The following is a 25,747-nucleotide window of genomic DNA, read 5'->3' on the forward strand; positions in this document are numbered from 1 at the left end:
GCTACAAGGAGGCCGCCAGCGGTCGGACGATATCGGCCTGGGTCGCGTCCTGTTCCCCGACTTCTTGATTCTGGGGCAAAAGCGCGGCCGCTTCGGCCTGGGCATACTGCGCCGTGAGCTCCTCGAACAGTTCGGCCACAGGCATGATGCGATCCACCCGCCAGGCGTTTTGGCCGGCGAAGGCAAAGCCTTGTGTAAGCCGTCCGCGTTGGGCATTGGCCAGGGCCAACGTAATGCAGTAGGGCGCTTTCCCGTGCTCGCAGGAATGGATGCAATGGTACGGACAGGAGGAGGGCGTTTTGTCGCCATTGGCGACGCGCTCCAGGAAGCCGTTGCGGATGGCCCGGCCGGGCATGCCCACCGGACTTTTGATGATGACCAGATCTTGTTCGGTGGCCGCGATGTAAGTTTGCTTGAAGCGTTCGTCGGCGTCGCACTCGTCGGTAGCCACAAAGCGGGTCCCCATCTGTACGCCGGCCGCGCCGAGGGTGATGAAGCGGCGGATGTCGGCCCCGGTGTAAACGCCGCCGGCGGCGATGACCGGGATGGGCAATCCGTTCGGCGCGGTGTAGGGGCCAAGGCCGGCAACGACCTCGGTGACGAGTTTTTCCAGGGCAAAAGCCGGGTCGTCGATCTGCTCGGCCTTGAACCCCAGGTGTCCGCCGGCCATGGGGCCTTCCACCACGAAGGCGTCCGGAGTGCGGCCGAAGCGCGACAGCCATTTTTTGCACAGGATGACGGCGGCCCGGGCCGAGGAAATGATGGGCACGAGCTTGGTCTTGGAGCCTTCGGTCAGGTAGGAGGGCAGATCGAGAGGCAGGCCGGCGCCGGAGAAAATGACGTCGACATTTTCCCTGAGGGCCGTTTTGACCAAGTCGGCGAAGTTGGCCATGGCCACCATGATGTTGACGCCGAGGGCTCCGGCGGTCTTGGCGCGAACGGCCCGGATTTCCCTGGCAAGAGTCCGGTTGTTGGCTTCGATATAATTGGAGGAAAAATCCGGTTCTTTCACGCCGATGCCCGCTGCGGAAATGACGCCGAGGCCGCCGGAGGCGGCCACAGCGGATGCCAGGCCGGAAAGTGAAATGCCGACTCCCATGCCGCCCTGGACGAGGGCCACGGGGAGAAACAGGTCACCGATTGTCAAGGAAGGGAACGACAAGCAAACTCCAGACGGTTAAAAGACGGGCGCAATGTTGCGGCGGTCAGGCGATCCAGCATAGAGATAGGTGCTCGATGAGCGTATCAGGGCGCGGCGAGAGAGGCAACAGGATTCATCGGCCGAAAAGCGCTTTGGGTCCGGGAAGCGGTGCCAACTTCGCTGCGAGGCATGAGAATGTTGTTTGCCTCATTTTGCAACTGTTTTGCCGCACAGGGCGCGGTCAACGGGAAATAGTGTCGCAACCGGCCATGGCGCGCACCTCGGCCGGTGTTTTTCCGGCCTCGCGCAGGGCGCGCAGCGTCAGGGACTTGTCGCGTTTGGCATAGCGGCGGCCCGTCGCATCGCGCAAAAGCGGATGGTGGCGGTAGCGGGGTGTCGGCAGATCCAAAAGAGCCTGCAACAGACGATGGATATCCGTGGCCGCGAACAAGTCCTGGCCTCTGGTGACCAGTGTGACGCCCTGCAAGGCGTCGTCGACCGTGACACTGAGATGGTAGCTTGTCAAAACGTCCTTGCGGGCCAGCACGACATCGCCAAAACGGGCGGGGGCGGCCCGTATTTCCCCCCGCGCTGCATCGTGCCAGGTCAGTTCGCCCGCCTGGGCGCAGGCCCGGGCCATGTCCAGCCGCCAGACGCAGGGGTGCGTTCGGACCCGCGCCGCGCGCTCGGATTCGGACAGGTTGCGGCAGGTGCCCGGATAAATGGGGCCGACGTCGTCGTTTTCCTGGGGCGCGGCGAGTTCCCCGATCTCGCGACGCGTGCAAAAGCAGGGATAAATGAGGCCCCTTGCGCGCAAATGGCCAAGCGCCGCCGCGTATTCCGCCATATGCGCGGACTGGACTCGCACGGGCTCCTCCCAGGTCAGGCCCAGCCAGTGCAAATCTTCCAGCATCTTCTGGGTGTAGGCCGGCTTGCAGCGTACAGGGTCGATGTCCTCGATGCGCAACAAGAAGCGCCCGCCGGCTTCCCGCGCCGCGCAAAAGGCGGTGAGCGCCGAAAAGGCGTGCCCCAGGTGCAAAAAACCGGTGGGGCTCGGCGCGAAGCGGGTGACGGTCATGTTATATGCGCCCGGCGAGACGCGGGACCACGAAGGAACACATCTCGGGAACGGGGCAAGGACGTCGGAATACACCGAGAGTATCCGAACAGTTTGCTTGAAAGAATTGGGGAATCTTCACTTCGATGAGGTGGGGCAAAATTCACTCAATAACGGCGTCGGGCCAGATTTTGCCCCGTTTTTGCCCCAAACGTGTCTCGGCTGTCAATGAAACACAGAGAGCTCATTGGAAGAAATGAGCCAAAAAGACAAGCCCCGAAGGGGTGATGGAATCAGCGGGGCTTGGTTGGAAGCTGATTGGCGGAGAGGGTGGGATTCGAACCCACGTGCCGGTTATTAGCCGACAACCCGATTTCGAGTCGGGCCCGTTACGACCACTTCGGTACCTCTCCGCTCGTCAAAGAAAGACGCGCAACGAATTTGGAAAAATACACCTCTTGGGTGGTCTTGGCAAGCATTTATTCGTTGTCCGTGTCAGCCGGCCGGCTGCGCCGCTCCCGGAAAAAGTCCCGCAACAGCCCGCCGCAGGTTGCTTCAAGCACCCCGGACAGCACATCGAAACGGTGGTTGAAAAAGGGCAGGTCCGGACCGGGCAGCATCGAGGCGATGGCCCCGGTGCGGGGGTCGGACGCCCCGTAGACGAGCAGCCCCACCCGGGCGTGGATCATGGCCCCCAGGCACATGACGCACGGTTCCAGGGTCACGGCCATAATCGAACCCGGCAGACGGTAATTGCCGACGTGGGCCGCGGCCTGGCGCAGGGCCAGAATCTCGGCGTGGGCCGTGGGGTCGTGGCGCGTAATGGGCGCATTGCCGGCCGCGCCGAGCAGTTCGCCCGCCGCCGAGAGCACCACCGCGCCGACAGGCGCTTCGCCCTGGGCGGCCGCTCCCCGGGCTTTTTCCAGGGCCAGCGCCATCACCGCCTCGAAGCTGGCCCAGCCCGGCGGGGAAGGGGGAAAGGGCGTGCCCTCCTCATTTTGTCCGGCGATAAATCGTTTGGCTGGTTGTAGGGCCATACGTGATTCGATTCTTATTTTACTGGTTGACCGGCTGGGGACAGGGCGGCCGCGTGCGGCGCATATTTTGAAGAATACGCCTTCGCGTCCGACCTGCCCCAGCCGGTCCCGGGGACACGTCCCTGGCCGGAAACTCTTGTCCCCCGATAGTGCCAAAGGATCGAGCGTAACATATCCCAATCCGTGTGAAAAATAAGATCCTACCGTACCAATGCGTTCCCTGCTCGCCATTGCCCCGGTGCAGCCTCAAACCCCCTTGAAAAGTTTATGAAGGGGGTTCAGGGGGAAACTTTTTGAAAAAAGTTTCCCCCTGGCCGCCTGAGGCATCTTTATTGAATTCTTCCCTTCCTACGCATGGGCGCGCAGGTGGGCCACGGCGTTTTCGAACAGCACGGTGCCGAGCATGGGGTGTTCGCCCCGGGTGTAGCCCGGATGGTTGGTGGGGTGGTTGAAGGCCTCGGGATGGGGCATGAGTCCCAGAATCCGCCCGGACGGGTCGGTCAGGCCGGCGATGGCGTGGGGCGAACCGTTGGGGTTGGCCGGGTATTCCATGGTGGCCGCGCCCGAGGCCGGGTCGGCGTAGGTCAGGGCCACGGCCCCGGTGCGCACGAGGTCGTCGAGAACGGCCTGGGACATGGGCACGAGCTTGCCTTCGCCGTGGCGCACGGGCAGGTCCAGGCGCACGACGCCCCGGGTGAACACGCAGGGGCTGGCCGGGTTGGCGGCGAGAGTGACCCAGCGGTCTTCGAACCGGGCCGAGTCGTTGTTGGCTAGACTCACCTGCCGGGCGAAATAGTCGCCGCCGAGCGCCGGCAGCAGGCCGAGCTTGACCAGCAGCTGGAAGCCGTTGCAGATGCCGAGGATGAGTCCGCCGGCTTCAAAAAAAGTTTTGAGCTGGGTGAGCAGGGTTTCGCCGTCCGTGGTTTGCGCGTGTTTCCAGCGCACTGCGGCGGCTTGCGCCGCGCCCAGGTCGTCGCCGTCGAGAAATCCGCCTGGGAAAATCAGGAAATTATACGCGTCGATCCGCGTCCGGCCGGCGATGATGTCGGAGAAAAAAACGATGTCCGTGACGTCGGAACCGGCCATGCTCGCGGCATGAGCCGATTCCACTTCACAGTTGGTGCCGTAACCGGTGATCACGAGGGTGCGCACCTGCGCCATAAGGGAATCCTCCCGGAGGTTCCTTGAAAAATTGCGCCCGAAGGCTTACTTTGCGCGGCTGAACATAAGGGGCCGCCCCGACCGCGTCAACCGGGCCCGTTACGTGGGGCCGGATCGTTTCGGCGCGGGCCGCCGGGTACGCCGGCGCGCCCCGAACAGCACACACATCAAGGACGGCATCAGCAATGAAGACCAAATTTATTTTCGTTACGGGGGGGGTGCTGTCCTCCCTGGGCAAGGGGCTGGCCGCCGCCTCCATCGGCGCGCTGCTCCAGGCCCGGGGGCTTAAGGTCACCATCCAAAAGCTCGATCCCTACATCAACGTCGATCCCGGCACCATGAACCCCTTTCAGCACGGCGAGGTGTACGTCACCGACGACGGGGCCGAAACCGACCTCGACCTCGGGCATTATGAGCGTTTTCTCGGCGTGCCCATGAGCCAGGGCAACAACTACACCTCCGGCCGGGTCTATTTCAGCGTCATCCAGAAGGAGCGCCGGGGCGACTACCTGGGCGGCACGGTGCAGGTGATCCCGCACGTGACCGACGAGATCAAGCGGGCCATCCTCGGCGTCGCCGGTGATGAGGACGTGGCCATCATCGAGATCGGCGGCACGGTTGGCGACATCGAGGGCCAGCCGTTTCTGGAGGCCATCCGCCAGTTGCGCATGGACCTCGGCCGGGAAAACGTCCTCTACATCCACCTGACCCTGGTGCCGTATCTGCGCGTGGCCGGCGAGGTGAAGACCAAGCCCACCCAGCACAGCGTCAAGGAGCTGCGCTCCATCGGCATCCAGCCCGACATCATCATCTGCCGCAGCGAGGTGGACCTGACGCGGGACCTCAAGGAAAAGATCGCGCTTTTTTGCGACGTGGACGCCGACGCGGTGTTCACGGCCGTGGACGTCAAGGACATCTACGAGGTGCCGCTCAAGCTCTATGCCGAGGGCGTGGACCAGAAAATCGCCATTTTGTTGCGCCTGCCGGCGAAAAATGCCGATCTGACCGCCTGGCGGGCCATGGTCGACCGGCTGGACAACCCCTCCGGCTCGGTCTCCATCGCCATCGTCGGCAAGTATGTGGACCTCAAGGAGGCCTACAAGAGCCTGCACGAGGCGCTGGTGCACGCGGGCGGCATCGCCGGCGTGTCGATCCGTTTCGTGTACGTCAATTCCGAGGAAGTCACCCGCGAGAACGCGGCCGGGCACTTCGCCGGCATCGACGGCATCCTGGTCCCGGGCGGGTTTGGTTCGCGCGGGGTCGAGGGCAAGATCGCGGCCATCGAATACGCCCGCACCCAGGGCATCCCCTTTTTCGGCATCTGCCTCGGCATGCAGTGCGCGGTCATCGAATACGCCCGCCACGTGCTTGGGCTTTCCGGGGCCAATTCCGAGGAATTCGACCTGACCACCAGCGATCCGGTCATCTACCTCATGCGGGAATGGTTTGATTTCCGCACGAAGAAGATCGAGCGCCGCGACCCTTCCTGCAACAAGGGCGGCACCATGCGCCTGGGCGCTTATCCCTGCGTGGTCAAGCCCGACACCAAGGCCGCCGCGGCCTACGGCGCCGGGGAGATTTCCGAGCGTCACCGCCATCGCTACGAGTTCAACAAGGCCTACGCCGCCGCCTTCGAAGAGGGCGAAATGGTGTTAAGCGGCCTGTCCCCGGACGGGGAACTCGTGGAGATGGTGGAATTGCCCGAGCATCCCTGGTTTCTCGGCTGCCAGTTCCATCCGGAATTTAAAAGCAGCCCCATGAAACCCCATCCGCTCTTCCGGGAGTTCGTCCTGGCGGCCAAGCGCCAACAAGGGGCGTAGGAAGCCGCGCCTCGGCGGCCAGGGGGGCAACTTTTTTCAAAAAGTTGCCCCCCTGGCCGCCTCATCAAAAACTTTCAAAAGGGAATGCGGGGCCAGCGCCGTATCCCGGGTGAAGACGATCGGAAGGGTCGCCTTGTTGTTCTTGCGCGTGGAAGCCTTACCTCTTTGGTGAGGGCGCGCAGCCGGGGCGAGAGCACTTTCGGGCGCGCGGTTGCGCCGGGAAAAAGCAAAGGAGGCGCGCCGTGACGCATGACGCCACGCTTGCCGCGGCCAGGGCCAAGGATATCGCCTTGCTCGTGCTGGATGTGGACGGGGTTTTGACCGACGGCGGCCTGTACGTCGACGGCCGGGGGGAGATCGCCAAGCGGTTTCATGCCCAGGACGGGCTCGGCGTCAAGGCGGCCCAGATCGCCGGCGTCGCCGTGGCGGTCATAAGCGGCCTGGACAGCCCGGCCGTGGCCGCCCGCATCAAGGAACTCGGCATCGCCGAATACCATCCCGGCCATTACCGCAAGGTGCCGATCCTGCGCGCCATCTGGGAACGCACCGGCATAACCCCGCAGCGGACGGCCTATCTCGGCGACGACTGGGTGGACGCCGGCCCCATGGGGATTGTCGGTCTGCCCATGGCCGTGGCCGACGCCCAGCCGGAAATTTTGGACCTGGCCCTTTGGGTGACGAGCCGGGGCGGCGGGCAGGGCGCCGTGCGCGAGGCCATCCGTTTTATCCTGAATGCTTCCGGACACCTCGCGGCCGCGTACGACTGGTTCCTGCGGGAACGGTAAGACGGGCGGATTGCCACGACCCTTCGATTGTGGCATGCTTTTTGTTGGGCGGGGGCCGAACACGCGGCGGCCCCGTCCGACACGAAAACCTTAAAAAGCGCGTACGGCGGTAGACATGGCCCTGGAACTGCGACAGCAGCTCAAATTGTCCCAGCAGCTGGTGATGACCCCCCAACTGCAACAAGCCATCAAGCTCCTGCAGCTGTCCCGGTTGGAGCTCCTGGAGAGCGTGCAGCAGGAACTTCTGGAAAACCCCCTTCTCGAGGAATCCATAGAGGAAGATCGGCAGCCCGAATCCACAATGGCCGAGGACAACCTCGGCCCGAGCGGCGACACCAGCGACGCGGCCATGGAAAAGGAGCTGCTCAAAAACGCCGAGTGGGACGACTACCTCGGTGATTTCGCCAGCACCGGCCGACAGGCCCAGGCGCACGAGTCGGAGATCCCGGAAGAGGGCATGGCCTTCGACGCGAGGCTTGCCTCCAAGCCCTCTCTTGAAGGGCACCTCGGCTGGCAGATGCGTCTGTCCAATTTCACGCCCAAGCAGCTCGAGATCGGCGAGGCCATCGTCGGCAGCCTCAACTCCTCGGGCTATCTGCGCGCTTCCCTCGACGAGCTGGCCCAGATGACGTCCACCAGCGTCGAGGCGGTGGAGGAAGTGCTGCACCGCCTCCAGCGTTTCGACCCTGTGGGCGTGGCCGCCCGCACCCCCAGCGAGTGCCTGCTGACCCAGATCGAGGTCTACGGCTACGACGATCCCATTTTGATCGAGCTTGTGCGCGACCACCTCGAGGACCTGGAGAAAAAGCGCTACAAGCCGCTGGCCAAGAAATTTCGTATCGCCATGGAAAAGCTCAAGGAATACCTGGAGCTGATCCAGACGCTCAATCCCATGCCCGGGGCCAGCTACGGCTCGGGCGATCCCATCTATGTGAGCCCCGACGCCTTCGTCTACAAGTACGGCGACGACTTCGTCATCCTGCTCAACGAAGAGGGCATGCCCCGGCTTAACGTCAATATGACCTACATGGACGGGCTTAACCCGAAGGCGGACAAGGACAAGGATTACCTGCAAGACAAGATGCGCTCGGCCATGTGGCTCATGAAAAGCCTCTACCAGCGCCAGCGCACGCTCTACAAGGTCCTGGAGAGCATCCTCAAGTTCCAGCGGGAGTTTTTTGAGCACGGCGTGACGCGACTGCGGCCGCTGATTTTAAAGGACGTGGCTGACGACATCAGCATGCACGAATCCACGGTCAGCCGCATCACGTCCAACAAATACGTGGCCACGCCCCACGGCATCTTCGAGCTGAAGTTCTTTTTCAACAGTTCCCTGGAACTCGACGACGGCAGCACGGTGGGTTCGGAGTCGGTCAAGGCCATGATCAAGCGGATCATCGCCGGCGAGAACGCCAAGAAACCCATCAGCGACGAGGCCATCGCCGATATGCTCAAGGAAGAGCTGCAAATCAACATCGCCCGCCGTACCGTGGCCAAATACCGCACGGCCATGGGCATCGAATCTTCGTCCAAACGCAAGGAAGTTTTCTGATGCTTCGGGCCGCACATGCGGCCCAACACCATGCCACCCGGAGGGATATATGAACATTACTTTTAATTTCAAGAATTTCGAGCCTTCGGATCATTTGCGCGACTACGCCCGCAAACGTTTCGAGAAGCTCGCCAAGTATACCGTCGCCACCGACGCCTCGGAGTTGCAGGTCAACCTTGCCGTGGAAAAGACCCGCCAGCTGGCCGACGTCATCTTCCTGGCCGACAATATGCACATCTCGGCCCACGAGGCTTCCGAGGACATGTACTCCACCATCGACATGATCCTTGACAAAGTCGAGGCGCAGGCCAAGAAGTTCCGCGAGAAGCAAAAGGACCGCCGCCGCCAGAAAGCCGAGGTCGTCCACACCCAGGTCATCAGCATAAGCGAGGATGCCGACGGCGCGCGTACGCCCACCATCGTCCAGACCGACGATTACGAGCCCAAGCCCATGGCCGTGGAAGAGGCGGCCATGCAGCTCGAAAGCCTCAAGTACGAGTTCATGGTGTTCATCAACTCCGAAACCGACCGGCCCAATGTCATCTACCGTTTGCGCAACGGCGACTTCGGCCTCATTGATCCTGGAACGGGAGCGTAAATGCGTCTTGAGGATTATCTCCAGCCCGATTTCGTGATCGGGGAGCTTGTGTCCGAGTCCAAACCCGACGTGCTGGCCGAACTGATCGCCCCGATGAAGGCCAGATGGCCCGATTTCGACGATGTCCGGGCGCGCCAGGTGCTGCTTGACCGGGAAAACCTCGGCACCACGGGGATCGGCGACGGCGTCGCCATTCCCCACGGCAAGATGGAGAACCTCGAGCAGATCGTCATCGTCGTCGGCCGCAGCTTAAAGGGCGTCAACTTCGATGCGCTGGATTTCAAGCCCTGCCGCATCTTCTTTCTCGTCCTCGCCCCGGAGCACGTGGCGGGCCTGCACCTGCGCATCCTGGCCCACATCTCCCGGCTGCTGTCCGACGAATCCTTCCGGCACGCCTTCATGAGCGCCGAAAACGACGCCGCCTTGTGGCAGGTGCTCACGGCCGCGGCCTGATACAACACGAAACGTCACCTCTCCGTGCGCCGACCGACACGCCGGCGCACGGGGAGTCTGTCATGTCGGGCCCGGGAGGGCGCGCGCCATGGAAGACTCGCCTGCGGCACTGACCATCGTCATTTTGACCGGACTTTCGGGTTCCGGGAAATCCACCGCGCTACGGGTCTTCGAGGACCTGGGCTTTTTTTGCGTGGACGGACTGCCCGTCAGCCTCGTGCCCAAGCTCATCGGCCTGTTCGAGGAGAAGGGCGGCCAGCGCTACAAGGGGCTCGCCCTCGGCATGGACGTGCGCCAGGCCGACATGGACACCGACTGGGGGGCGACGCTGGCCCAGGTCAAGGGCGCTTCGTCATCCCTGCAAATCATCTTCCTCGAAGCCGACACCCAGGAAATCATCCGCCGCTACGCCACCACGCGCCGGCCCCATCCCCTGGAAAGCGAATCGCGGGGCCTGGAGCAGGCCGTGGTCGAGGAGCGCACGCGCATGACGCCGCTTCGGGACGCGGCCGACATGGTGATCGACACCACCGATTTCTCCATCCACGACCTGCGCCGCAAGCTCCAGGAGAAATGGGCCTCCATCCGGGTGTCCACCGGCACCCTCAAGGTCCACGTCATGAGCTTCGGCTTCAAGTACGGACCGCCGTCCGAGGCGGACATGATCTTCGACCTGCGCTTTCTGCCCAACCCTTATTTCGAGAAGGCGTTGCGGGAAAAGACCGGCAAGGACGCGCCCGTGCGCGATTACGTCCTGGCCGCCGACCCGGGCCGGGAGTTTCTGACCAGGCTGACCGATTTCCTGCTCTATCTCCTGCCGCTTTACGCCAGGGAGGGGCGCTACCGCCTGACCATCGCCTTCGGCTGCACCGGGGGGCGGCACCGATCCGTCGCCGTGGCCGAGGCCGTCTTTGACACCTTGTCCAAGGCTGGTTACAATCTTTCCCTTGAGCATCGGCATATCGAACGCGGTTGATCCGGCGCGCGGCGGCATGGCCGCCCGCATTGCCGGCGAATCGTGAGGGTCGATGCGGCAGGCCGCGTTTGCGGCTTTCGTGGCGGCCGGACGGGGGAATGCTCCCGGTTTTGTTGGTGGGGCACTGCGGCAGCAGGACGCGTCGCGGCACAGGGCGGGAATTCCCGGCCAGCCGGCAGGCGCCAGGTTAGGGCCGATAACGGCCCCGGATGCGCGGACATGAATGGGGAAACCCGCTCGGAAACGCCGGTCGGCGTGGTGATCGTCACCCACACCGATTACGGCACATGGCTTTTGAAGGCGGCGGAATGCATCCTGGGCGCCCAGGATCACTGCCGTTGCGTGAGCGTGGACATGGCCACCGAAGTGGACCATATCCTGACGTCGCTCAAGGCCGCCATCAAGGAAACCGATCAGGGCGGCGGCGTGCTTATCCTGACGGACATGTTCGGCGGCACGCCGACCAACCTCAGCCTGTCGCTTTTGGGGTCGGGCCGGCTGGAGGTGCTTACGGGCGTCAATTTGCCCATGCTGATAAAAATTCTCGGCGCGCGGACCAAGCCCCTCGAGGCGCTTGCCGCCGAAGCCAAGCAGGCCGGCTGCCAGGGCATCGTCGTGGCGGGCGAGGTCTTGCGCAAGCGGGTGGCCGAGGGTTAGAAAACATGTCGTTCGTACGGGTTGACAACAGGCTCGTGCACGGCCAGATCATCGAAACCTGGCTGCCTTTCACGCATGCCCGCACGATCCTGGTGGTCAACGACGACCTCTCCACGGATTTTTTGCGCCAGGAGATCATGTCCCTGGCCATACCGGCGGGTGTGCGCATTGAATTTCTGCCGGTCGGCGACTTGTTGGGTTTTTTGTCCAGAAACCCCCTCGACGCCGAGGACGCCTTGATCTTGTTCGCCAGTTGCCGCGACGCCAGAACCGCCTATGAGTGCGGCTTCGGCTTCGGCAATCTCAATCTCGGCAATCTGCATTACGCGCCGGGGAAAAAGCAGGTCTGCCCCCATGTGGCCCTGTCCAAGGATGACGAGTCCTGCCTGGATTTCTTCCGGGACAAGGGGGTGCGGCTCGACTACCGTTGCGTGCCGAGCGATCCGCAGCAGTTGCGTTCCGTGTAGCGGCGCGGTCCTTGCGGGGGCGTCCCCGTATCGGAAAACGGGCGGAGAGTCGTCACGGTATTGCCCGCGAAGTGGCGCAGCATGCGTCGCGGGCGCATAAAGGGCGCGCCCTGGAAACGGGCGCGCTGCCGGCGAAGGCAGGCGGCCGACGGCCGCGACGGCCGCTTTACGGGCCATTCGACATGAACCCGCCCACGGAAATCGCCCAGGCGAGACGACGCGCATGACCCATCAGGCCGATATTTTGCTCCACGTGATAAGCGTCGCTTTTTTTTTGTCTTTTTTTCGTCCTTCCGCTTCTTTTTAAACGTCGCGCTGCTTGAGAGGCCGCTCGTCATCGGTTTTTTCTGGGCCGCCTGTTACGGTGATCTGGACACGACCCTGAAGCTGTGCCTGTTTTACGAGCTTTTCTGGCTCGACGGCATCCCCGCCGGCACCCACATCCCTCCCAACGCCGCCGCGGCGACCCTGGCCGGCCTGTCGCTGATGCACGTCTATCAGCTGTCGACGCCGGCCGAGGCGCTTTTTATCGCCGCGACCACGGCCATCCTGGGGCGGCTTTTCGCCACCCTGGAGGGCGCCCAGCGCATGATGGAGAACATCGTGCTGTCGCGGTACACGGCGGCCCGGGAGCGGTCCAAATCCCATTTCGCGCCCGGCCGGCTGGTGCGTCGGGCCTTGCTCGACATGGCCGCCTTAAACGGCCTGGCCTTCAGTGTGATCCTGGCCGGGCTGATCGCGCTGTACGCCGCGCTGCTGCCCAAGGTCTGGCCGTATCTGGCTTCTTCCGGGGCGACCTGGAGCCAGCTTTGGATACTGGGAAGCCTTGGCGGCGTGCTGTCCCTGCGCTACCGCCCGGCGTACATGCTGCTGGCCGCCGGCATGATCGTGGCTGTGGCCTGGTGCCTGCTGACCTGATGGTCCGGACGTGAAACGCCTCCGTGCCGCAATATTGTGCGAAAGGGAACTTTCGTGATTTTGACGGATAAAGCCATATATCCCGGATGGTAATGGCTCAGCTGCAGTGGGCCGGGGCCGAAAAAAGGCCGGCGGCCCGGGGAATTTGACTTGGCAACTTGCGTATTTTGGGATATTCTTCACAAGTTCTAAGTTGCGGCAGCCAACCCGTCAGGGTTATTGGGAAAACACACCAGGAGGACACTACTATGGCTTTGTATGTCGTTGGTCACAAAAACCCGGACACCGATTCCATCGCCGCCGCCATTTCCGTGGCGGACCTGATGAACAAGGCCAAGGGCCTGGACGCCAAGCCGGCCGCGCAGGGGCCGCTTAACCCCGAAAGCGCTTTCGTGCTCGAAAAGTTCGGTGTGGCCGCTCCGGAGATCGTCACCGACGCCGCCGACAAGCAGATCATCCTGGTCGACCACTCCGATCTGGCCCAGAGCCTGGACAACCTGGACAAGGGCGAGATCATCGGCATCTACGACCACCACAAGCTCGGCGACGTGACCACCCCCAATCCCCTGGAGATCCTGGTCAAGCCCGTGGGCTGCTCTTGCACCGTCGTCAAGATGATGTACGACTGCGCCAAGGTCGAGATCACCAAGCCGATGGCCGGCATCATGATGTGCGCCATCCTGTCCGACACCGTCATGTTCAAGTCCCCGACCTGCACCCCCGAGGACAAGGCCGCCGTCGAGGCCCTGGCCAAGATCGCCGGCGTGTCCGACTACATGTCGCTCGGCGTCGAGATGTTCAAGGTCAAGTCGGCCGTTGGCGGCACCCCGGCCCGCGATCTGGTCTTCCGCGACTACAAGGACTTCGACATGGGCGGTAAGAAGATCGGCATCGGCCAGCTGGAAGTGGTCGACCTGTCCATCCTCGAGCCGGTCAAGGCCGACCTGTTGGCCGAGTGCAAGAAGGTCAAGGCCGAAGGCCGTCACAGCGTGTTCCTGCTCCTGACCGACATCATGAAGGAAGGTTCCGAGATGCTGATCGTCTCCGACGATCCCAGCTACGTGAACAAGGCCTTCGGCGTCGACGTCAAGGGCGATTCCGTGTGGCTCGACGGCGTGCTGTCCCGCAAAAAGCAGGTCGTGCCGCCGCTGCAGAAGGCTTTCGCCTAGTTCCGACTCCGTTTGCCCAAAGGGGAGCGGCTTCCGGGCTGCTCCCTTTTTTTGTTGCGCAAGCCCGGTCAAGCGGGCATAGGGCCGGGGTGGGGGAGGGGAGATTGCCGCCTCCGCGGGTGCTTCGGAGAGGGGGCGCCCGCTCGCGGGGTTTCCGCTCCCCCCGTTTTGACTTGCCCGGCAGGGGCTGTCGGACGGCTCGTTGCGGCCTGGAGGAATTCCTCCAAATGGGCTAGTTCCTTATTGACAAGCCCGGGGGGCACGGATAGTTTACCGCTTCTTCGGGCAATTAGCTCAGCTGGATAGAGCGTTGGCCTCCGGAGCCAAAGGCCGGGCGTTCGAATCGCCCATTGCCCACCAAATGATTACAAGGGGTTACGGTGTTCATCGTAGCCCCTTTTTCGTTCCACGGATAAACGACGGATAAATTCCTTCCTCGAAACCTTCCCCGGGGTTATCCCCCTCATCATGGCCGGGAAGTACATCAAAACGCGATACACAGGCGTCTTCTACCGGGAGAGCCCCACCCGAAAGTGCTCCTACGGAGCGGATCGGTGCTATGTCGTGTGGTACCGGGACAGCGAGGGAAAGGTCCGCTGGCACACCGTCGGTTGGCATTCCGACGGCGTCCGGCCCACCGACGGTGTTGATGCCCGCGCTCGGTTGCTCACGGGCAAGGCAGACGACTCCGTAAGGGCAAACCACGAGGAGGCTCCGGCGGCGTGCATGACCGTCGGTAACATGGTCGCGCGCTATCTCAGCTGGGCCGAAGGGGAAGGCAAGCGCGTGGACCCGGAACGCGCCCGCTATGGCCTGCATCTCGCCTCGAAGTTCGAGGCTGTCCCAATTGATGCCGTCACACTGCAAATGCTCTGGGACGTCAAGGCGGCCCTGCGACGCAAGATGGCGGCGCAAACTGTGCGCCATTGTTTCGGGCTGCTGCGTCGAGCCGTCAACCATGCCATCGAGCTGGAGCTGTGGAAGGGGGAGAATCCTTTCGCCGTGAAACGGCATGGTCCGTTCAAGCTCCCGCGAGCGGACAACCAGGCTACGCGTTACCTGACCAGGCGTGAGGCACGCGACCTGCTCGTCGCGCTTGCCCGGCGATCTCAGCAAGTGCACGACATGGCCTTGCTTTCGCTCAAGACGGGGCTGCGAGCCACGGAAATCTTCGGCATAACCGGCCAGGACCTGGACTGCGCCGGTCGCATCATCCATATCCGGGCCAAGGGCGGCGAACCCCAGTCCGTGCCGGCGCCGGCGGACATCATGCGGATCCTGGCTGGTTATCGGCGGCAACCCCATGAGTACCTGTTCCAGGACGAAAACGGCGGGCAGATCATGTGGGGCATCAGCAGCACATTTGACCGCGTAGTCCGAGAGCTGGGCCTTAACGACGGGGTCACGGACAAACGCCGGCGCGTCCGGTTCCACACCCTGCGTCACACCTTCGCCAGCTGGCTGGCCCAGTCCGGGCAGGTCACGCTGCATGAACTCATGGAGATGATGCGGCACAAACGCATCGAAATGACGTTGCGCTATGCCCACCTCATCCCGGGCGGCGGCCGGTCGAAACTGCAGATCATCGATGACGCGCTGCTCGATCCAGACCATGGCGACTAGCCCCTGCCCGTTGTCGCGACGATGTGCGCGCGCAAGAAATCCTCGAAATCCTCGCGCAGGTAGATCACGCGCTTGCCCGGCTTGAGGTAGGGTGGGCCCTTGCCCGACGCTCGCCAATCCTCCAGAGTCCGGGCCGGGATGCCGTACTCGGCCTCGATATCGTCAGCGTTGAGGGACCGTTTCTGCGGGCGGATGGTGATAGGCTCATCCTGGCCACGCGGGTCCAGGACCTCAATACGGACCTCGATTCCGGAGGCCAATTCGGTGGCCACTGCGGCCAGCAGGTCATGTACGGCCTGCGTACGCCGCCCGGGACGCAGCTCGTACACCATGCGGCGGCCGCCGGCGTCGAGCAACACGCCATTTTGCACGGATTCGATGGTGATCATGCCTGCGCCCCCATCGCCTCGAGACATTGCAAGGCGTGTTGCGCCACCTCCAGGCTGCCGACCAGGCGCAGGCACTCGCGCATCATGGCCTCGGTGGATCCCATCGCGGGACCAGAGGTGACAACCACGCTGGGCAGGCCGGCATCGAGCGCAGCCCGGAGCGAGATCGCATAGTGGTCCGCATCCAGGCAGGCCTGGGCCAGATCAAGGCGCAGCTTAGCGGCCTTGTAGGCAACGGTATTGGTGCTCATGCGGCCTCCTTGGCCTGGGCCCGGTACGGCCCGGGCGTGATCGGAAATTTTGTCGGCGCGCCCCCCGTCCATCAGTCCGCCTCCACCAGCTTGAGCAGGGCCATGATGGCGGCCACGGCTTCGTAGCCTTCGCGTCGGATACGGATGCGCTCGTCCGGCTTGATGGTGTTATCGGCCAGGGCATCGGCGCAGGCCGCGATCAGCTCCCCGAACTCCTTGACCGCCACAAGGCACTGCTGCTGCACCGGGTCGTCGCCGTCCTCGATGCTGGGCAGGCGCACGAACACGCCGCCCATCTCCCTGGCCAGGAAGTGCAGGGGCTCGTCCGAGTCCGTGATGTCCATCACCGGCAACAGCCGGTCCACGCCGCACTTGTGCCCGGGCTGGCCGGACAGCTCGGACATCATGGTCGGGTAATGCCAGCCCAGCATGTTGGCGATGGTTTGCGCGCCGATGCCTGACGGCGCGCGTTTGACGAGCGCGTGCAGGATCGGGGTGAGGGACGGGTACTCGTGGCGTGGCATGCTGATTCTCCTGTCGGTTTTGCGTGGCTTGGGCCGCAAAAACGGGCTAGCCAGGGATGCTGGCCGCCCTACAGGGCCGGGTGGTCGGTTCTGGGTTTGGGGCCGCGTTTTTGGGGCACGGCCGGCTCAGGCAACAGGTCGCCCGGTATCCCCTGGGCGATGAGCCATTCGATATGTTCGCGCTTGGGCCTGCGGCCGGACAAAACATCCCCCATCGCGCCCGGGGACAGGCCGCGTTTTCTCGCCAGTTCCCGGGATTCAATGCCATTTTCGAGCAGGAAGATCCGCAGGCGTACTTGACGGGCCTTGTTATTGTTGCGTACTTTTTCGCTTAATCCGTTCATCGGAAAACCTCTCAACTTGGTGCCCGCAATTTCCGAGGCATCCCCTTGGGTGGCTGCAGGAGAAGCACAGTGAAAAATCTTGGGGTCCATTATGCTTCAAGCATTGGAGTTGCTCCTGGGGAAGACCCGAACTGGACACAGTTCGGCGTAATTGCAGAAGACACTCGGATCGGCTTCTTTCTGCCGACTCTTGAAATCCACGGCGTGTTCATGGCGATCCTCGGCTCTGCCGTTGAAGCAGCAAAGCAACTCCCTTTGGACGAGGTTGTTGAATCGCAAGCGCTATCTATCGAGCGCCAGATGCAGCAACCTGTTGAAATTGTTGGCATCCGTCGTGCAGCTGATGGCGATCTACTTCTATTGAACACCGGCGTCGGCACGCTGGCGTTTCAACTCACGGACTCCGCGAAGGAAGAACTCACGCAACTCTGCAGGGAGATTGGATAAATTGTGTTGGACACCGAACGGGAAAACCCGCAGGCGTGACCAGAACCGTGCCATCTGGCCCGGTTTCTGGGACAGGTTCGGGGAAGAATCCGTTGCCCTCCACGCTGAGGCAACAACGCCATGATGTTCATCTACCGAACCCGATTCGGAACCTTCAGCATCCGGCCCGATGCCGGCCGCTGGGTGCTTTGCATGAACGACGAAGCGCTTGGCTCGTACCATTCGCCGGAGTCGGCGGCGGACGATGTCTTCATGTGTGCAACGACATTCGACGCTTGGGATAGCCAGGGCACGGTGCATGAGCCGGAGTCGCTGGCGGAATGGGAGCGTCGCTAGGGTATCGGCGATGATGCCGTGCAACGCCTGATTTTCGGCTGTGACGGCGCGGAAGAAGGCTTGCTTGGCGCGCTGCCGGTCCCTGGAGAAGACGCCGATGCCGGCAACGTCGAGTTTCATGAGGTTTTCAATGCCGAGGATCTGTTCAGCCAACAGACGGGTGGTGGTCATGGTTGCTCCTCTCCTGCGGGTTGACGCCATCCAGTCGTGGAATAGGGGCGCGTAGTGGTTCGCTTGTTTTTTGGCTTAGAAATTTTACGAGACTCAGTCAACAAAAATCATGGATAGTGTTGACCAAAATTTCCGACAGTCATTGGCTGGGCGATTGAAACAAATTGCTCATCACTTTGGTTTGCAGGAACAAGAGCTCGCCCAACGTCTTGGAATTTCAAAACAAGCTATGTCGAACTATACTCAGGGGAGAAACGAACCCAAGCCCAGCATGCTTGCAAGCTTGGTCCATATTTTTACTATAAATCCCAAATGGATATTAACAGGTGAAGGGGAAATGCTTGGGGTAGGGGAGACAAGACATGGACTCCCTCTGGCGGAAGTTGACGATAACCTCACTCCAGCCCAGCGAGAGATGCTCACGTACAAGCGGACCATGCAGGAGTTGGGCGCGGCACCCGAACGGATCATCGATGGCATCGAAGCCATCGCCATGGGCAAAACCCGCGCCCCAAAAAGTACCTACAAGACCGCCGAGTCTCCGGCCGATCCTGGATATAATAACGTCCATGAGTCCAGGACTGACTTCGGGAAAGACATCTAAAGAGCCGATGCACTGAGACAGGACGACGATGGTGTTGGTTTGAGCCAACAAAGTAATGTGCAACGGACTTTTTAAAGCAACTCGAGCTGCATGGGATATGTATGATAGATAAAATTAAGATTGTCGGCTTTAAATCTTTGTCCGATGTGTCTATTGATCTTGGAAAGGTCAATGTCTTCATCGGTGCCAATGGGAGCGGGAAAAGTAATATACTTGAGGCAATTGGTGTTATGTCAGCCGCTGCCTCAGGCAAAGTCGATGACGAATCGCTCATGCGGCGTGGTGTAAGGCCTGGACTCCCGAGGCTTTATAAATCTTCTTTTAAGAATATTAGAACGCCTCCGCATATATTTTTTTTAGCAAGATCAAAAATGGTATCATATTCTATTGCTCTTAATAACCCATTAACGGATCCTCAATTGGCCTGGAGCTACAAAACAGAGAATTTTTCTCAAAATTCTGAATCTATTATTTCACGCGGTATTAGGGACTCTAAGAAATACAACAAGTACCAAGGTCTCGCTGCATTAAAAATGGTAGAGATGGAAAGTTCAAATTATGATTTTTCCCTGTTAGAAAGTCTTAATGATTATGCCATATATTGTCCAAACACCCCCACATTACGTGGAACAAATCCTGATTTACAACAAAGAGCACCTGTTGGATTGTCAGGCGGTCGACTGGCAGAGGCCTTGAGAGAGCTGCAATCGTATGCAATGAAAAATGATGAGGTTCAAGACTACTTAGACGAAATGCTTTATACTATGGATTGGTTTAGTAACGTTGACACAATGTCGTCTGCTAGCAGTTTACTATCTCCATCAGTTCCTAGGTCGAAATATATTATCAGGTTTACAGATAGATTTATGGATGCAAATAGAAATACATTGACAGCTTATGATGCAAGTGAAGGAGCTTTATATGTTATTTTTTTGGCAGTTCTTGCACTTTCGCAAAATGCTCCATCAATATTTGCCATTGACAATCTAGATCAAGCCTTAAATCCACGTCTAATTAGGGCTGTTGTAAAAACTTTTTGTCAATTAACAATTGATTACTGGGAAGATCAACAGATTCTTTTTACGTCGCATAACCCATTGGTGTTAGATGGCCTTCCTCTGGAGTCAGACGATATCCGTCTATTTGCTGTAAATAGGAATAACTTTGGTCACACACAAGTAAAACGTATAAAGATAACAGATGAGATGTTGAAATTGTGCAATGAAAACAGCTGGCCGTTATCGCGTCTTTGGACAATGGGTCACATTGGAGGTGTGCCCAATGTCTGATAAAGCCATTGGAGTTATTGCTGAAGGAATAACAGATTTCTATATAATAGAAGCTGCATTAAATGCAATTCTAACGGAAAGTTTTACAGTTAACCTCATTCAGCCAGAAGAACCAATGGGGTGTACTGGTGGAGGCTGGCCCGGCGTATATCGATGGTGCCGTCAGGTTTCTGCTGCCGGGGGAGAAACCCTTGCCAGCTCTCCCTTACTTTCAGAGTACGATATCATCATAATCCATCTCGATGCGGATGTCTCAACATCTCAATATAGCGATGGGAATATTACCGACAATCCAAATAACGATTTACCTTGTCAAATAAACTGGCCGCCAATTTGTGATACAATCGACAGACTGGTCGCAGTAGTCGAGGGTTGGTTGTCGCCCCTGGTAATTGATCCGCATAGTGTTTTATGTATTCCAAGCTTTTGCACGGAGAGTTGGGTTGCTGTTGGAGTTTTTGGGAAAAATGACAGAAGTATCCTTAACGATATAGAATTTTATGATAAAATTTATCAATATCTACATGGGATGCCTTCACGCCAACGCCTCGTTGGTACAAAGGATGGAAAGTTTAAAAAGAATACTCAAAAATACAAAGTTAATAGGTCTACTATTACCGAGAATTGGGATTTTATCAAAGAGCATTGTCTTCAGGCGCGAGACTTTAGTAACTCTGTTGAGCTGTCTCTTCTTTGAAATATGTGTGACTGTTTTGCAATCACCAACTTGTTTGGACTGCTTAAATATGAAGGTGTGAATTTTTTCTAAGATATACATCTGAAGAATGTAGGGAAAGGCTTTCAACGTCATCGAATTCAATAGCTGTGATGGTGAGAGGATATGGCTATTACAAAAGTAGTAAAAATTCCTCTAGTGATCGATGAATCTGATGAGATCCTTCGAAAGATCAAGTATCGTGCGTTCGACAAAGTAATGAATGAAGCACGGTATCTTGGGAATCTCGCTATTCGCTATGCCATTGCCTATGGATTGGAAAATATTCCAAATCAAATTGATGCGGAGACTGGAAAGCAGATCGCACTTGATACGACAATTTATCGCCATTTAGCCGAAAAACGAAAATACCTGCCAGCTGGCAACATGGCCACCCTGGAGCGGAACTTCGCAGTCAAAACATATCGGAATACCAACAAGGATGCCTGGGCAGGACGCAAAAGCCTCCCCACGTATCGCTCGCTCTTTGTTCCCTTCCGGCATACCGGCACCAAGATTGCCGTCGTCGAGCGAAACGGTACCAAGCAATTTTGCATCGACCCCCAGGGTTTTGGGGCAAGCTGGCTGAGCGACGAGTTGATTGCCGAGGTGCATGACGGCCCCATCGCGATCGAAAAACAACGTCGCAAGCTGACCCTTGTGTCCTGTTTCTCCTGGCGTGATCAGGGTGCGGTGGAAATCGTGCAGCGTATCGTCAACGGCGAGTACAAACTGTCCGACGGCCAGATCCAAATGGGCAAGAAGGGGCTGGTGGCGCTGCTCCCCTACAGCTTCGATGCCATCCAGCCGGAACTGGATCCCGCGCGCGTTTGCGGTATCGACCTCGGCGCGGTGATCCCGGCGGTATGCGCGGTTAATTTCGGACCGCAGCGCGCCTATCTGGGCGAGGGGAAAGATGTCTGGGCCGCCCGGTCGCGGTTTCGCGCCGAGCGACGTCGCTTGCAATCCCGCGCCGGTCTTTACTCCAAGACGAAAAACTGGCGGCGTTCCGAAAAAGAAGACAACTGGATTCAAACCTACTATCACGCGCTCACACGTAAGGTTATCAAGTTTTGTGTGCAGCATGGCTGCGGCACAATCCACATGGAAGACTTGTCCAGTTTGCGCCAAAGAGATGTCGAAAGCGAATTTCGACGATTGTTGTGGGTGCCGAGCAAGTTTTTCGAGCTTCTTTCTTATAAGGCCAAGGAAATGGGGATAGGGATCGTGAAGATCAATCCTCGAAATACAAGCAAGCGATGCAGTGAATGTGGTCATATCTCCAAAGGCAATAGAAAGTCGCAAGAGAAGTTCGTTTGCGAAAAATGCGGCGAGGGAAAGCGGCCGGTGAATGCCGACTATAATGCCGCTCGTAATATTGCCCTCGCGACTGGGGATGTGCTACTGCACGGATATATCGAGTCTGAACCTGACGCCCTGGGCGAAATGGATCAGCTCTGGGAGGGTGCGCAGGAGGCATAACGCCGTTGACTGCGATCCTGCGGTGGATTTCACCACCGGGGGGCGATAAGCGGAGCCATTGGCATGGCAGACGTCCTGATCGCCCGACTCCTGCCCACGACGCGAGTGGCGACGTTCTTTGACAGGCGCGAACCCCAAGTGGACGCGTTTTTCCCGGGAGGTTCGCGCGGCGGCCAACCTGCTGCCGTTACGGGAGAAGCTCATCTTATACGGCACAATTCGTATGAGGTGATGGCCACAGGAGCCTGGTTCGCGGAAAAGCCTCGACGAAGCGGCTCCGGGGGCCAGGAATCAAGGGGGCAGTCGCAACTCGCGCGTGTGCGGGGGATGAAGGCACAAAGAGTTTAGAGAAGAACAGGCTAGACTTTGTCGCAACTCGCGCGTGTGCGGGGGATGAAGGACCACATAGTCGTCCAGGACCCCCTCCGCAACGGGTCGCAACTCGCGCGTGTGCGGGGGATGAAGGAGCGAAACCCCGCAGGGCCTTATAACTTTCCCCGTCGCAACTCGCGCGTGTGCGGGGGATGAAGGATAGGTTTGAAACAAAAAGAGCCCGTGATAATTCGTCGCAACTCGCGCGTGTGCGGGGGATGAAGGCACCAGATAGAGCCACTGGATGGCGCTCCACTGATGTCGCAACTCGCGCGTGTGCGGGGGATGAAGGACGAATACGCGTTAGGCTTGCGCACAGTCAGGGGTCGCAACTCGCGCGTGTGCGGGGGATGAAGGTACTTATGGGGTTATTATGAACAGGACTTTGCAGTCGCAACTCGCGCGTGTGCGGGGGATGAAGGCATGCCATGGGGATACCTCCTATGCGCTCAAGCTGTCGCAACTCGCGCGTGTGTGGGGGATGAAGGCCGTTCCTGGCCATTTTTCGCCCCTCCTTACTCTGTCGCAACTCGCGCGTGTGCGGGGGATGAAGGCACCTTCTCGCACTTATCGCACTCGGCCTGGACCGTCGCAACTCGCGCGTGTGCGGGGGATGAAGGTCCTCCATCTGGACTTTGTAGAGCGTGGCGTTGTGTCGCAACTCGCGCATGTGTGGGGGATGAAGGTTCCACAGGTCTTCTATGGTGGCGGTCCCGTTGCCGTCGCAACTCGCCCGTGTGCGGGGGATGAAGGGTCGAGGAGATTGGTAAGCTGGAGACCCGCCTCCGTCGCAACTCGCGCGTGCGCGGGGGAGGGCGATCTCGAAGCCCTTAGCATGGACAGAGTGATGATCAGGGCAGATGAGGGTGGGCGTTAATCGAACTCAACGGATGTTTATATTTCTGGACAACGCAGGTCCCTTTTCCCTATGACGGGGCCATGCGCCCGCAACTCCCGCCCATCCCCCTCGAGGCCCGGACCTCGCAGCCTCTGCCGTTCTACCTGACGCCGGTGTCCGCCGGTTTTCCCAGCCCGGCCGAGGATTATCTCGACCAGGCCCTGGACCTCAACGACCTGTGCATCGCCCATCCGGCGGCCACGTTCTATGTCCGCGCCAGCGGGGAATCCATGCGCGGCGCCGGCATCCAATCCGGCGACATCCTGGTGGTGGATCGGGCCGAGGAAGCCCGGCCAGGGCGCATCGTCATCGCGGCCGTGGACGGGGAACTGACGGTCAAGCGCCTGAAGCACATGGACGGGCGTTTGTTCCTGGCCCCGGAAAACGACGCCTACAAGCCCATCGAGATCCGGCCGGAGTCCTCCTTCGAGATCTGGGGCGTGGTCACCTTCGTCATCCACCGGACCTGACGCCACCATGCCGCCCCGCCAGATCCTGGCCCTGGTGGACTGCAACTCCTTTTACGCCTCGTGCGAAAAGGTGTTTGTGCCGTCCCTGGCCAACCGCCCCGTGGTCGTGCTGTCCAACAACGACGGCTGCGTCATCGCCCGGTCGGCCGAGGCCAAGGCCGCCGGCATCCCCATGGGCAAACCAGCCTTCGAGTGCCGGGAGCTGTTCCGCCGGCACAACGCGGCCGTGTTCTCCTCGAACTACACGCTCTACGGCGACATGTCGGCCCGGGTCATGAAAACCCTAGCCCGGTTCAGCCCGAACCTGGAGATCTATTCCATCGACGAGGCGTTCCTGGAGCTGACCGGCATGCCCTACGACGTCGTGGCCTACAGCCGGCATATCCGGGAGACGGTGGGGCGCTGGACCGGCATCCCGGTCTCCATCGGGCTCGGGCCGACCAAGACTCTGGCCAAGGTGGCCAACAAGCTGGCCAAGAAGGACGCCTCCCTCGAGGGCGTGCTGGATTTCGAGGCCTGCGCGGATCCGGATGCCGTACTGGAGAGGGTGCCGGTGGAGGATGTCTGGGGCATCGGCCGGCGCTACGCCGCCATGCTCGAGCGTCTCGGCGTGCGCAATGCCCGGCAGTTTCGGGACCTGCCCCGGGACCTGGTCAAAAAACGGATGACCATCGGCGGGCTGCACACCCAGCTCGAGCTGCGGGGGATTCCGTGCCTCGACCTGGAGACCATCGCGCCGGTCAAGAAGTCGGTGGCCGCCTCACGGTCGTTCAGCAAACCGGTCCTGGCCATCGAGGACATGCGCGAGGCCGTGGCCACCTACGTCACCCGGGCGGCCGAACGCATGCGCGCCGCGCGCCTGCTGGCAAACGGTGTCACGGTATGGGTGCAGACCAATACCTTTATCGAAGGCGAGCCCCAATATGCGAATTCCGCCTATGCCGCCTTGCCCGTGGCCACGGCGCACACCGCCGCGATCATCCGGGCCGCGATCCGGGTGCTGGAACGCATTTTCCGCAAAGGCTACCGCTACAAGAAGGCCGGCATCATGCTGTCCGGCCTGGAGCGCCTGAAAAGCCGGCAGCTTTCGTTGCTGGAACCCGCGCCGGAAGCCGGGGGCAGGGGAGAGCGGCTCATGCGCGTGCTCGATGCGATCAACGACCGCTTCGGCCGGGACACGCTCACGTTCGCCGCCTGCGGCATCGAGCAGGACTGGCGTATGAAGCAGGCCCTGCGCTCGCCGCATTACACGACGAACTGGCGGGATATTCTGGAGGTGAAGGCGATTTGAGTTTTCAAAACCCCGCCACCCGGTTTTTCCCCTCGTCCTCCTCGATCGACCGCCGGCAATGACCGGCGCCGAAGACGCCATCCAGGCAGATTTCCAACGCGCGGCCCAGCCGGCTGCCGGCGGCGGAGGCCTTGCCCACCCGACTGGACACGGTCTCGTCCGGATCGCCGCCGGTCAGGGCGGACAGAAACTGATCCAGGCCCAGGAGCACATTCCAAAGGTATCGCTTCATAGGGTGCTCCTACATCTTGGCCACGCCGGCTTCGATTTCCTGGAGCCGCTCGTCCGTGGGGATATAGTTCTTGGCGCGCAGGATGGCGAGGGAGTTGACGGTCAGGGAATCTTGCATGTCCGCATAGCCGACCGCCCGGATGAAGGCCCACATGCGCTTGACGTCGGCGTCCGTGGCTTCGGCGGCCAGGAGCGCGTCAAACTCCTCCTGGGTGAAAAGGCGCATGAATTCGGCCTGGGAAAATCGGGTTTGCGGCGGCTGTGCCGGATTGTCGATTTCCTCGCGCCATGCCGTGACGGCTTCCAGAGTCGACGGGTTGGGGAACACATGGCGGATACCGCTGGCGTCCTCATAGACCACGGCCGGGTAGCCAGAAAATGCCGGCATCAACGCTACGGCCGTGGCGTGGTCGGTGACGACCTCGCCCGGAGCAGGGTCGGCTGCCTGCCAGAGGGCCAGCAGATCACGGCTGGGCGCGATTAAATCCGAGTGTAAAAGTGTCAATCCTTGTGCCATAC

29 protein-coding genes, 2 tRNA genes, 1 pseudogene and 1 CRISPR repeat array are annotated in these 25,747 nt (G+C 60.3%); of the genes and pseudogenes, 21 read left to right on the plus strand and 11 right to left on the minus strand.

The window, feature by feature from the left end; translation table 11 throughout:
* Position 1: 1 nt before the first annotated feature.
* From DESFRDRAFT_RS00080 to DESFRDRAFT_RS00100, 5 genes are all read right to left on the minus strand, one after another.
* Complete coding sequence (locus tag DESFRDRAFT_RS00080; protein ID WP_005989918.1) at positions 2-1,162, minus strand: NAD(P)H-dependent flavin oxidoreductase; 1,161 nt, start codon at positions 1,160-1,162, stop codon at positions 2-4.
* Positions 1,163-1,382: 220 nt separating this feature from the next.
* Positions 1,383-2,219, minus strand: a complete 837-nt coding sequence (gene gluQRS / locus DESFRDRAFT_RS00085) for a tRNA glutamyl-Q(34) synthetase GluQRS (protein WP_005989920.1) — start codon at positions 2,217-2,219, stop codon at positions 1,383-1,385.
* A 298-nt stretch (positions 2,220-2,517) separates the two neighbouring features.
* Positions 2,518-2,611: transfer RNA gene (locus DESFRDRAFT_RS00090), tRNA-Ser, on the minus strand.
* 66 nt (positions 2,612-2,677) lie between these two features.
* Complete coding sequence (gene tadA / locus DESFRDRAFT_RS00095; RefSeq protein ID WP_081458380.1) at positions 2,678-3,235, minus strand: tRNA adenosine(34) deaminase TadA; 558 nt, start codon at positions 3,233-3,235, stop codon at positions 2,678-2,680.
* 348 nt (positions 3,236-3,583) lie between these two features.
* Entirely contained in the window at positions 3,584-4,396 is an 813-nt protein-coding gene (locus DESFRDRAFT_RS00100) for a phosphoribosylformylglycinamidine synthase subunit PurQ (protein WP_005989923.1), read from the minus strand.
* Positions 4,397-4,581: 185 nt separating this feature from the next.
* Between DESFRDRAFT_RS00100 and DESFRDRAFT_RS00105 the strand changes: the two genes are divergently transcribed.
* From DESFRDRAFT_RS00105 to DESFRDRAFT_RS00160, 12 genes and pseudogenes are all read left to right on the plus strand, one after another.
* Positions 4,582-6,216, plus strand: coding sequence for a CTP synthase (locus tag DESFRDRAFT_RS00105; RefSeq protein WP_005989925.1), 1,635 nt, complete (start codon positions 4,582-4,584; stop codon positions 6,214-6,216).
* 242 nt (positions 6,217-6,458) lie between these two features.
* Entirely contained in the window at positions 6,459-7,001 is a 543-nt protein-coding gene (locus DESFRDRAFT_RS00110) for a KdsC family phosphatase (RefSeq protein WP_005989927.1), read from the plus strand.
* A 115-nt stretch (positions 7,002-7,116) separates the two neighbouring features.
* Entirely contained in the window at positions 7,117-8,553 is a 1,437-nt protein-coding gene (gene rpoN, locus DESFRDRAFT_RS00115) for an RNA polymerase factor sigma-54 (protein ID WP_005989929.1), read from the plus strand.
* 49 nt (positions 8,554-8,602) lie between these two features.
* On the plus strand, positions 8,603-9,151 hold the full coding sequence (gene hpf / locus DESFRDRAFT_RS00120; RefSeq protein WP_005989932.1) for a ribosome hibernation-promoting factor, HPF/YfiA family: 549 nt from the start codon (positions 8,603-8,605) through the stop codon (positions 9,149-9,151).
* On the plus strand, positions 9,152-9,604 hold the full coding sequence (locus tag DESFRDRAFT_RS00125) for a PTS sugar transporter subunit IIA (RefSeq protein WP_005989935.1): 453 nt from the start codon (positions 9,152-9,154) through the stop codon (positions 9,602-9,604).
* 88 nt (positions 9,605-9,692) lie between these two features.
* Positions 9,693-10,580: an RNase adapter RapZ gene (rapZ, locus tag DESFRDRAFT_RS00130; RefSeq protein WP_005989937.1), complete on the plus strand. Its 888-nt coding sequence runs from the start codon at positions 9,693-9,695 to the stop codon at positions 10,578-10,580.
* Positions 10,581-10,799: 219 nt separating this feature from the next.
* On the plus strand, positions 10,800-11,237 hold the full coding sequence (locus DESFRDRAFT_RS00135; protein ID WP_005989939.1) for a PTS sugar transporter subunit IIA: 438 nt from the start codon (positions 10,800-10,802) through the stop codon (positions 11,235-11,237).
* A 5-nt stretch (positions 11,238-11,242) separates the two neighbouring features.
* On the plus strand, positions 11,243-11,704 hold the full coding sequence (locus DESFRDRAFT_RS00140; protein WP_005989941.1) for a PTS sugar transporter subunit IIB: 462 nt from the start codon (positions 11,243-11,245) through the stop codon (positions 11,702-11,704).
* A 282-nt stretch (positions 11,705-11,986) separates the two neighbouring features.
* A pseudogene (locus DESFRDRAFT_RS00145) lies at positions 11,987-12,622 on the plus strand (PTS sugar transporter subunit IIC); the annotation flags it as partial.
* A gap of 248 nt (positions 12,623-12,870) precedes the next feature.
* A complete protein-coding gene (locus DESFRDRAFT_RS00150) occupies positions 12,871-13,791 on the plus strand; it encodes a manganese-dependent inorganic pyrophosphatase (protein WP_005989945.1) in 921 nt (306 codons plus the stop codon).
* 283 nt (positions 13,792-14,074) lie between these two features.
* Positions 14,075-14,151, plus strand: a tRNA-Arg gene (locus DESFRDRAFT_RS00155).
* Between the two features lie 366 nt (positions 14,152-14,517).
* On the plus strand, positions 14,518-15,414 hold the full coding sequence (locus DESFRDRAFT_RS00160) for a tyrosine-type recombinase/integrase (protein ID WP_052303422.1): 897 nt from the start codon (positions 14,518-14,520) through the stop codon (positions 15,412-15,414).
* On the opposite strand, the gene DESFRDRAFT_RS20545 is transcribed toward DESFRDRAFT_RS00160, so the two are convergent.
* The 4 genes from DESFRDRAFT_RS20545 to DESFRDRAFT_RS20930 form a co-directional block, all read right to left on the minus strand.
* The gene (locus DESFRDRAFT_RS20545) at positions 15,411-15,803 is read right to left on the minus strand and encodes a helix-turn-helix domain-containing protein (RefSeq protein ID WP_005989949.1); all 393 of its coding nucleotides are present in this window, start codon (positions 15,801-15,803) and stop codon (positions 15,411-15,413) included. The two genes, DESFRDRAFT_RS00160 and DESFRDRAFT_RS20545, sit on opposite strands and share 4 nt — an antisense overlap.
* Positions 15,800-16,054: a hypothetical protein gene (locus tag DESFRDRAFT_RS00170; RefSeq protein WP_005989951.1), complete on the minus strand. Its 255-nt coding sequence runs from the start codon at positions 16,052-16,054 to the stop codon at positions 15,800-15,802. The genes DESFRDRAFT_RS20545 and DESFRDRAFT_RS00170 overlap by 4 nt, the downstream gene beginning before the upstream one ends.
* A 71-nt stretch (positions 16,055-16,125) precedes the next feature.
* Positions 16,126-16,578, minus strand: a complete 453-nt coding sequence (locus DESFRDRAFT_RS00175) for a phage regulatory CII family protein (protein WP_005989953.1) — start codon at positions 16,576-16,578, stop codon at positions 16,126-16,128.
* A 68-nt stretch (positions 16,579-16,646) separates the two neighbouring features.
* Positions 16,647-17,012, minus strand: a complete 366-nt coding sequence (locus DESFRDRAFT_RS20930) for a hypothetical protein (RefSeq protein ID WP_233489526.1) — start codon at positions 17,010-17,012, stop codon at positions 16,647-16,649.
* Here DESFRDRAFT_RS20930 and DESFRDRAFT_RS00185 point away from each other — a divergent pair.
* From DESFRDRAFT_RS00185 to DESFRDRAFT_RS00210, 9 genes are all read left to right on the plus strand, one after another.
* Entirely contained in the window at positions 16,992-17,369 is a 378-nt protein-coding gene (locus DESFRDRAFT_RS00185) for a hypothetical protein (RefSeq protein ID WP_043793491.1), read from the plus strand. The genes DESFRDRAFT_RS20930 and DESFRDRAFT_RS00185 overlap by 21 nt on opposite strands.
* A gap of 120 nt (positions 17,370-17,489) precedes the next feature.
* On the plus strand, positions 17,490-17,705 hold the full coding sequence (locus tag DESFRDRAFT_RS00190) for a hypothetical protein (protein ID WP_043793493.1): 216 nt from the start codon (positions 17,490-17,492) through the stop codon (positions 17,703-17,705).
* An 18-nt stretch (positions 17,706-17,723) separates the two neighbouring features.
* Positions 17,724-17,900 (plus strand): hypothetical protein, encoded by a 177-nt coding sequence (locus DESFRDRAFT_RS22445; protein ID WP_158306954.1) that lies wholly within the window; start codon positions 17,724-17,726, stop codon positions 17,898-17,900.
* An 85-nt stretch (positions 17,901-17,985) separates the two neighbouring features.
* Positions 17,986-18,480 carry a helix-turn-helix domain-containing protein gene (locus DESFRDRAFT_RS00195; protein WP_052303423.1) on the plus strand — a complete coding sequence of 165 codons (495 nt, stop codon included), beginning with the start codon at positions 17,986-17,988 and terminating at the stop codon, positions 18,478-18,480.
* Between the two features lie 101 nt (positions 18,481-18,581).
* The gene (locus tag DESFRDRAFT_RS20935) at positions 18,582-19,769 is read left to right on the plus strand and encodes an AAA family ATPase (protein WP_005989958.1); all 1,188 of its coding nucleotides are present in this window, start codon (positions 18,582-18,584) and stop codon (positions 19,767-19,769) included.
* Positions 19,762-20,466, plus strand: a complete 705-nt coding sequence (locus DESFRDRAFT_RS21670) for a hypothetical protein (protein WP_005989960.1) — start codon at positions 19,762-19,764, stop codon at positions 20,464-20,466. The genes DESFRDRAFT_RS20935 and DESFRDRAFT_RS21670 overlap by 8 nt, the downstream gene beginning before the upstream one ends.
* A gap of 144 nt (positions 20,467-20,610) precedes the next feature.
* On the plus strand, positions 20,611-21,966 hold the full coding sequence (locus tag DESFRDRAFT_RS00200; RefSeq protein ID WP_081458382.1) for an RNA-guided endonuclease TnpB family protein: 1,356 nt from the start codon (positions 20,611-20,613) through the stop codon (positions 21,964-21,966).
* Between the two features lie 302 nt (positions 21,967-22,268).
* Positions 22,269-23,157: a CRISPR direct-repeat array (repeat unit 32 nt; unit sequence GTCGCAACTCGCGCGTGTGCGGGGGATGAAGG).
* Positions 23,158-23,277: 120 nt separating this feature from the next.
* A complete protein-coding gene (locus DESFRDRAFT_RS00205) occupies positions 23,278-23,706 on the plus strand; it encodes a LexA family protein (RefSeq protein WP_005989964.1) in 429 nt (142 codons plus the stop codon).
* Positions 23,707-23,713: 7 nt separating this feature from the next.
* On the plus strand, positions 23,714-24,997 hold the full coding sequence (locus DESFRDRAFT_RS00210; protein ID WP_005989966.1) for a Y-family DNA polymerase: 1,284 nt from the start codon (positions 23,714-23,716) through the stop codon (positions 24,995-24,997).
* Between the two features lie 4 nt (positions 24,998-25,001).
* Here the strand turns inward: DESFRDRAFT_RS00210 and DESFRDRAFT_RS00215 are convergent, their stop codons facing one another.
* Both DESFRDRAFT_RS00215 and DESFRDRAFT_RS00220 read right to left on the minus strand, forming a co-directional pair.
* Complete coding sequence (locus DESFRDRAFT_RS00215) at positions 25,002-25,229, minus strand: hypothetical protein (RefSeq protein ID WP_005989967.1); 228 nt, start codon at positions 25,227-25,229, stop codon at positions 25,002-25,004.
* Between the two features lie 9 nt (positions 25,230-25,238).
* Positions 25,239-25,745 (minus strand): hypothetical protein, encoded by a 507-nt coding sequence (locus tag DESFRDRAFT_RS00220; protein WP_005989969.1) that lies wholly within the window; start codon positions 25,743-25,745, stop codon positions 25,239-25,241.
* Positions 25,746-25,747: the final 2 nt, after the last annotated feature.

This window comes from Solidesulfovibrio fructosivorans JJ] (assembly GCF_000179555.1).
In the GTDB taxonomy this organism is placed as follows: Bacteria; Desulfobacterota; Desulfovibrionia; order Desulfovibrionales; family Desulfovibrionaceae; genus Solidesulfovibrio; species Solidesulfovibrio fructosivorans.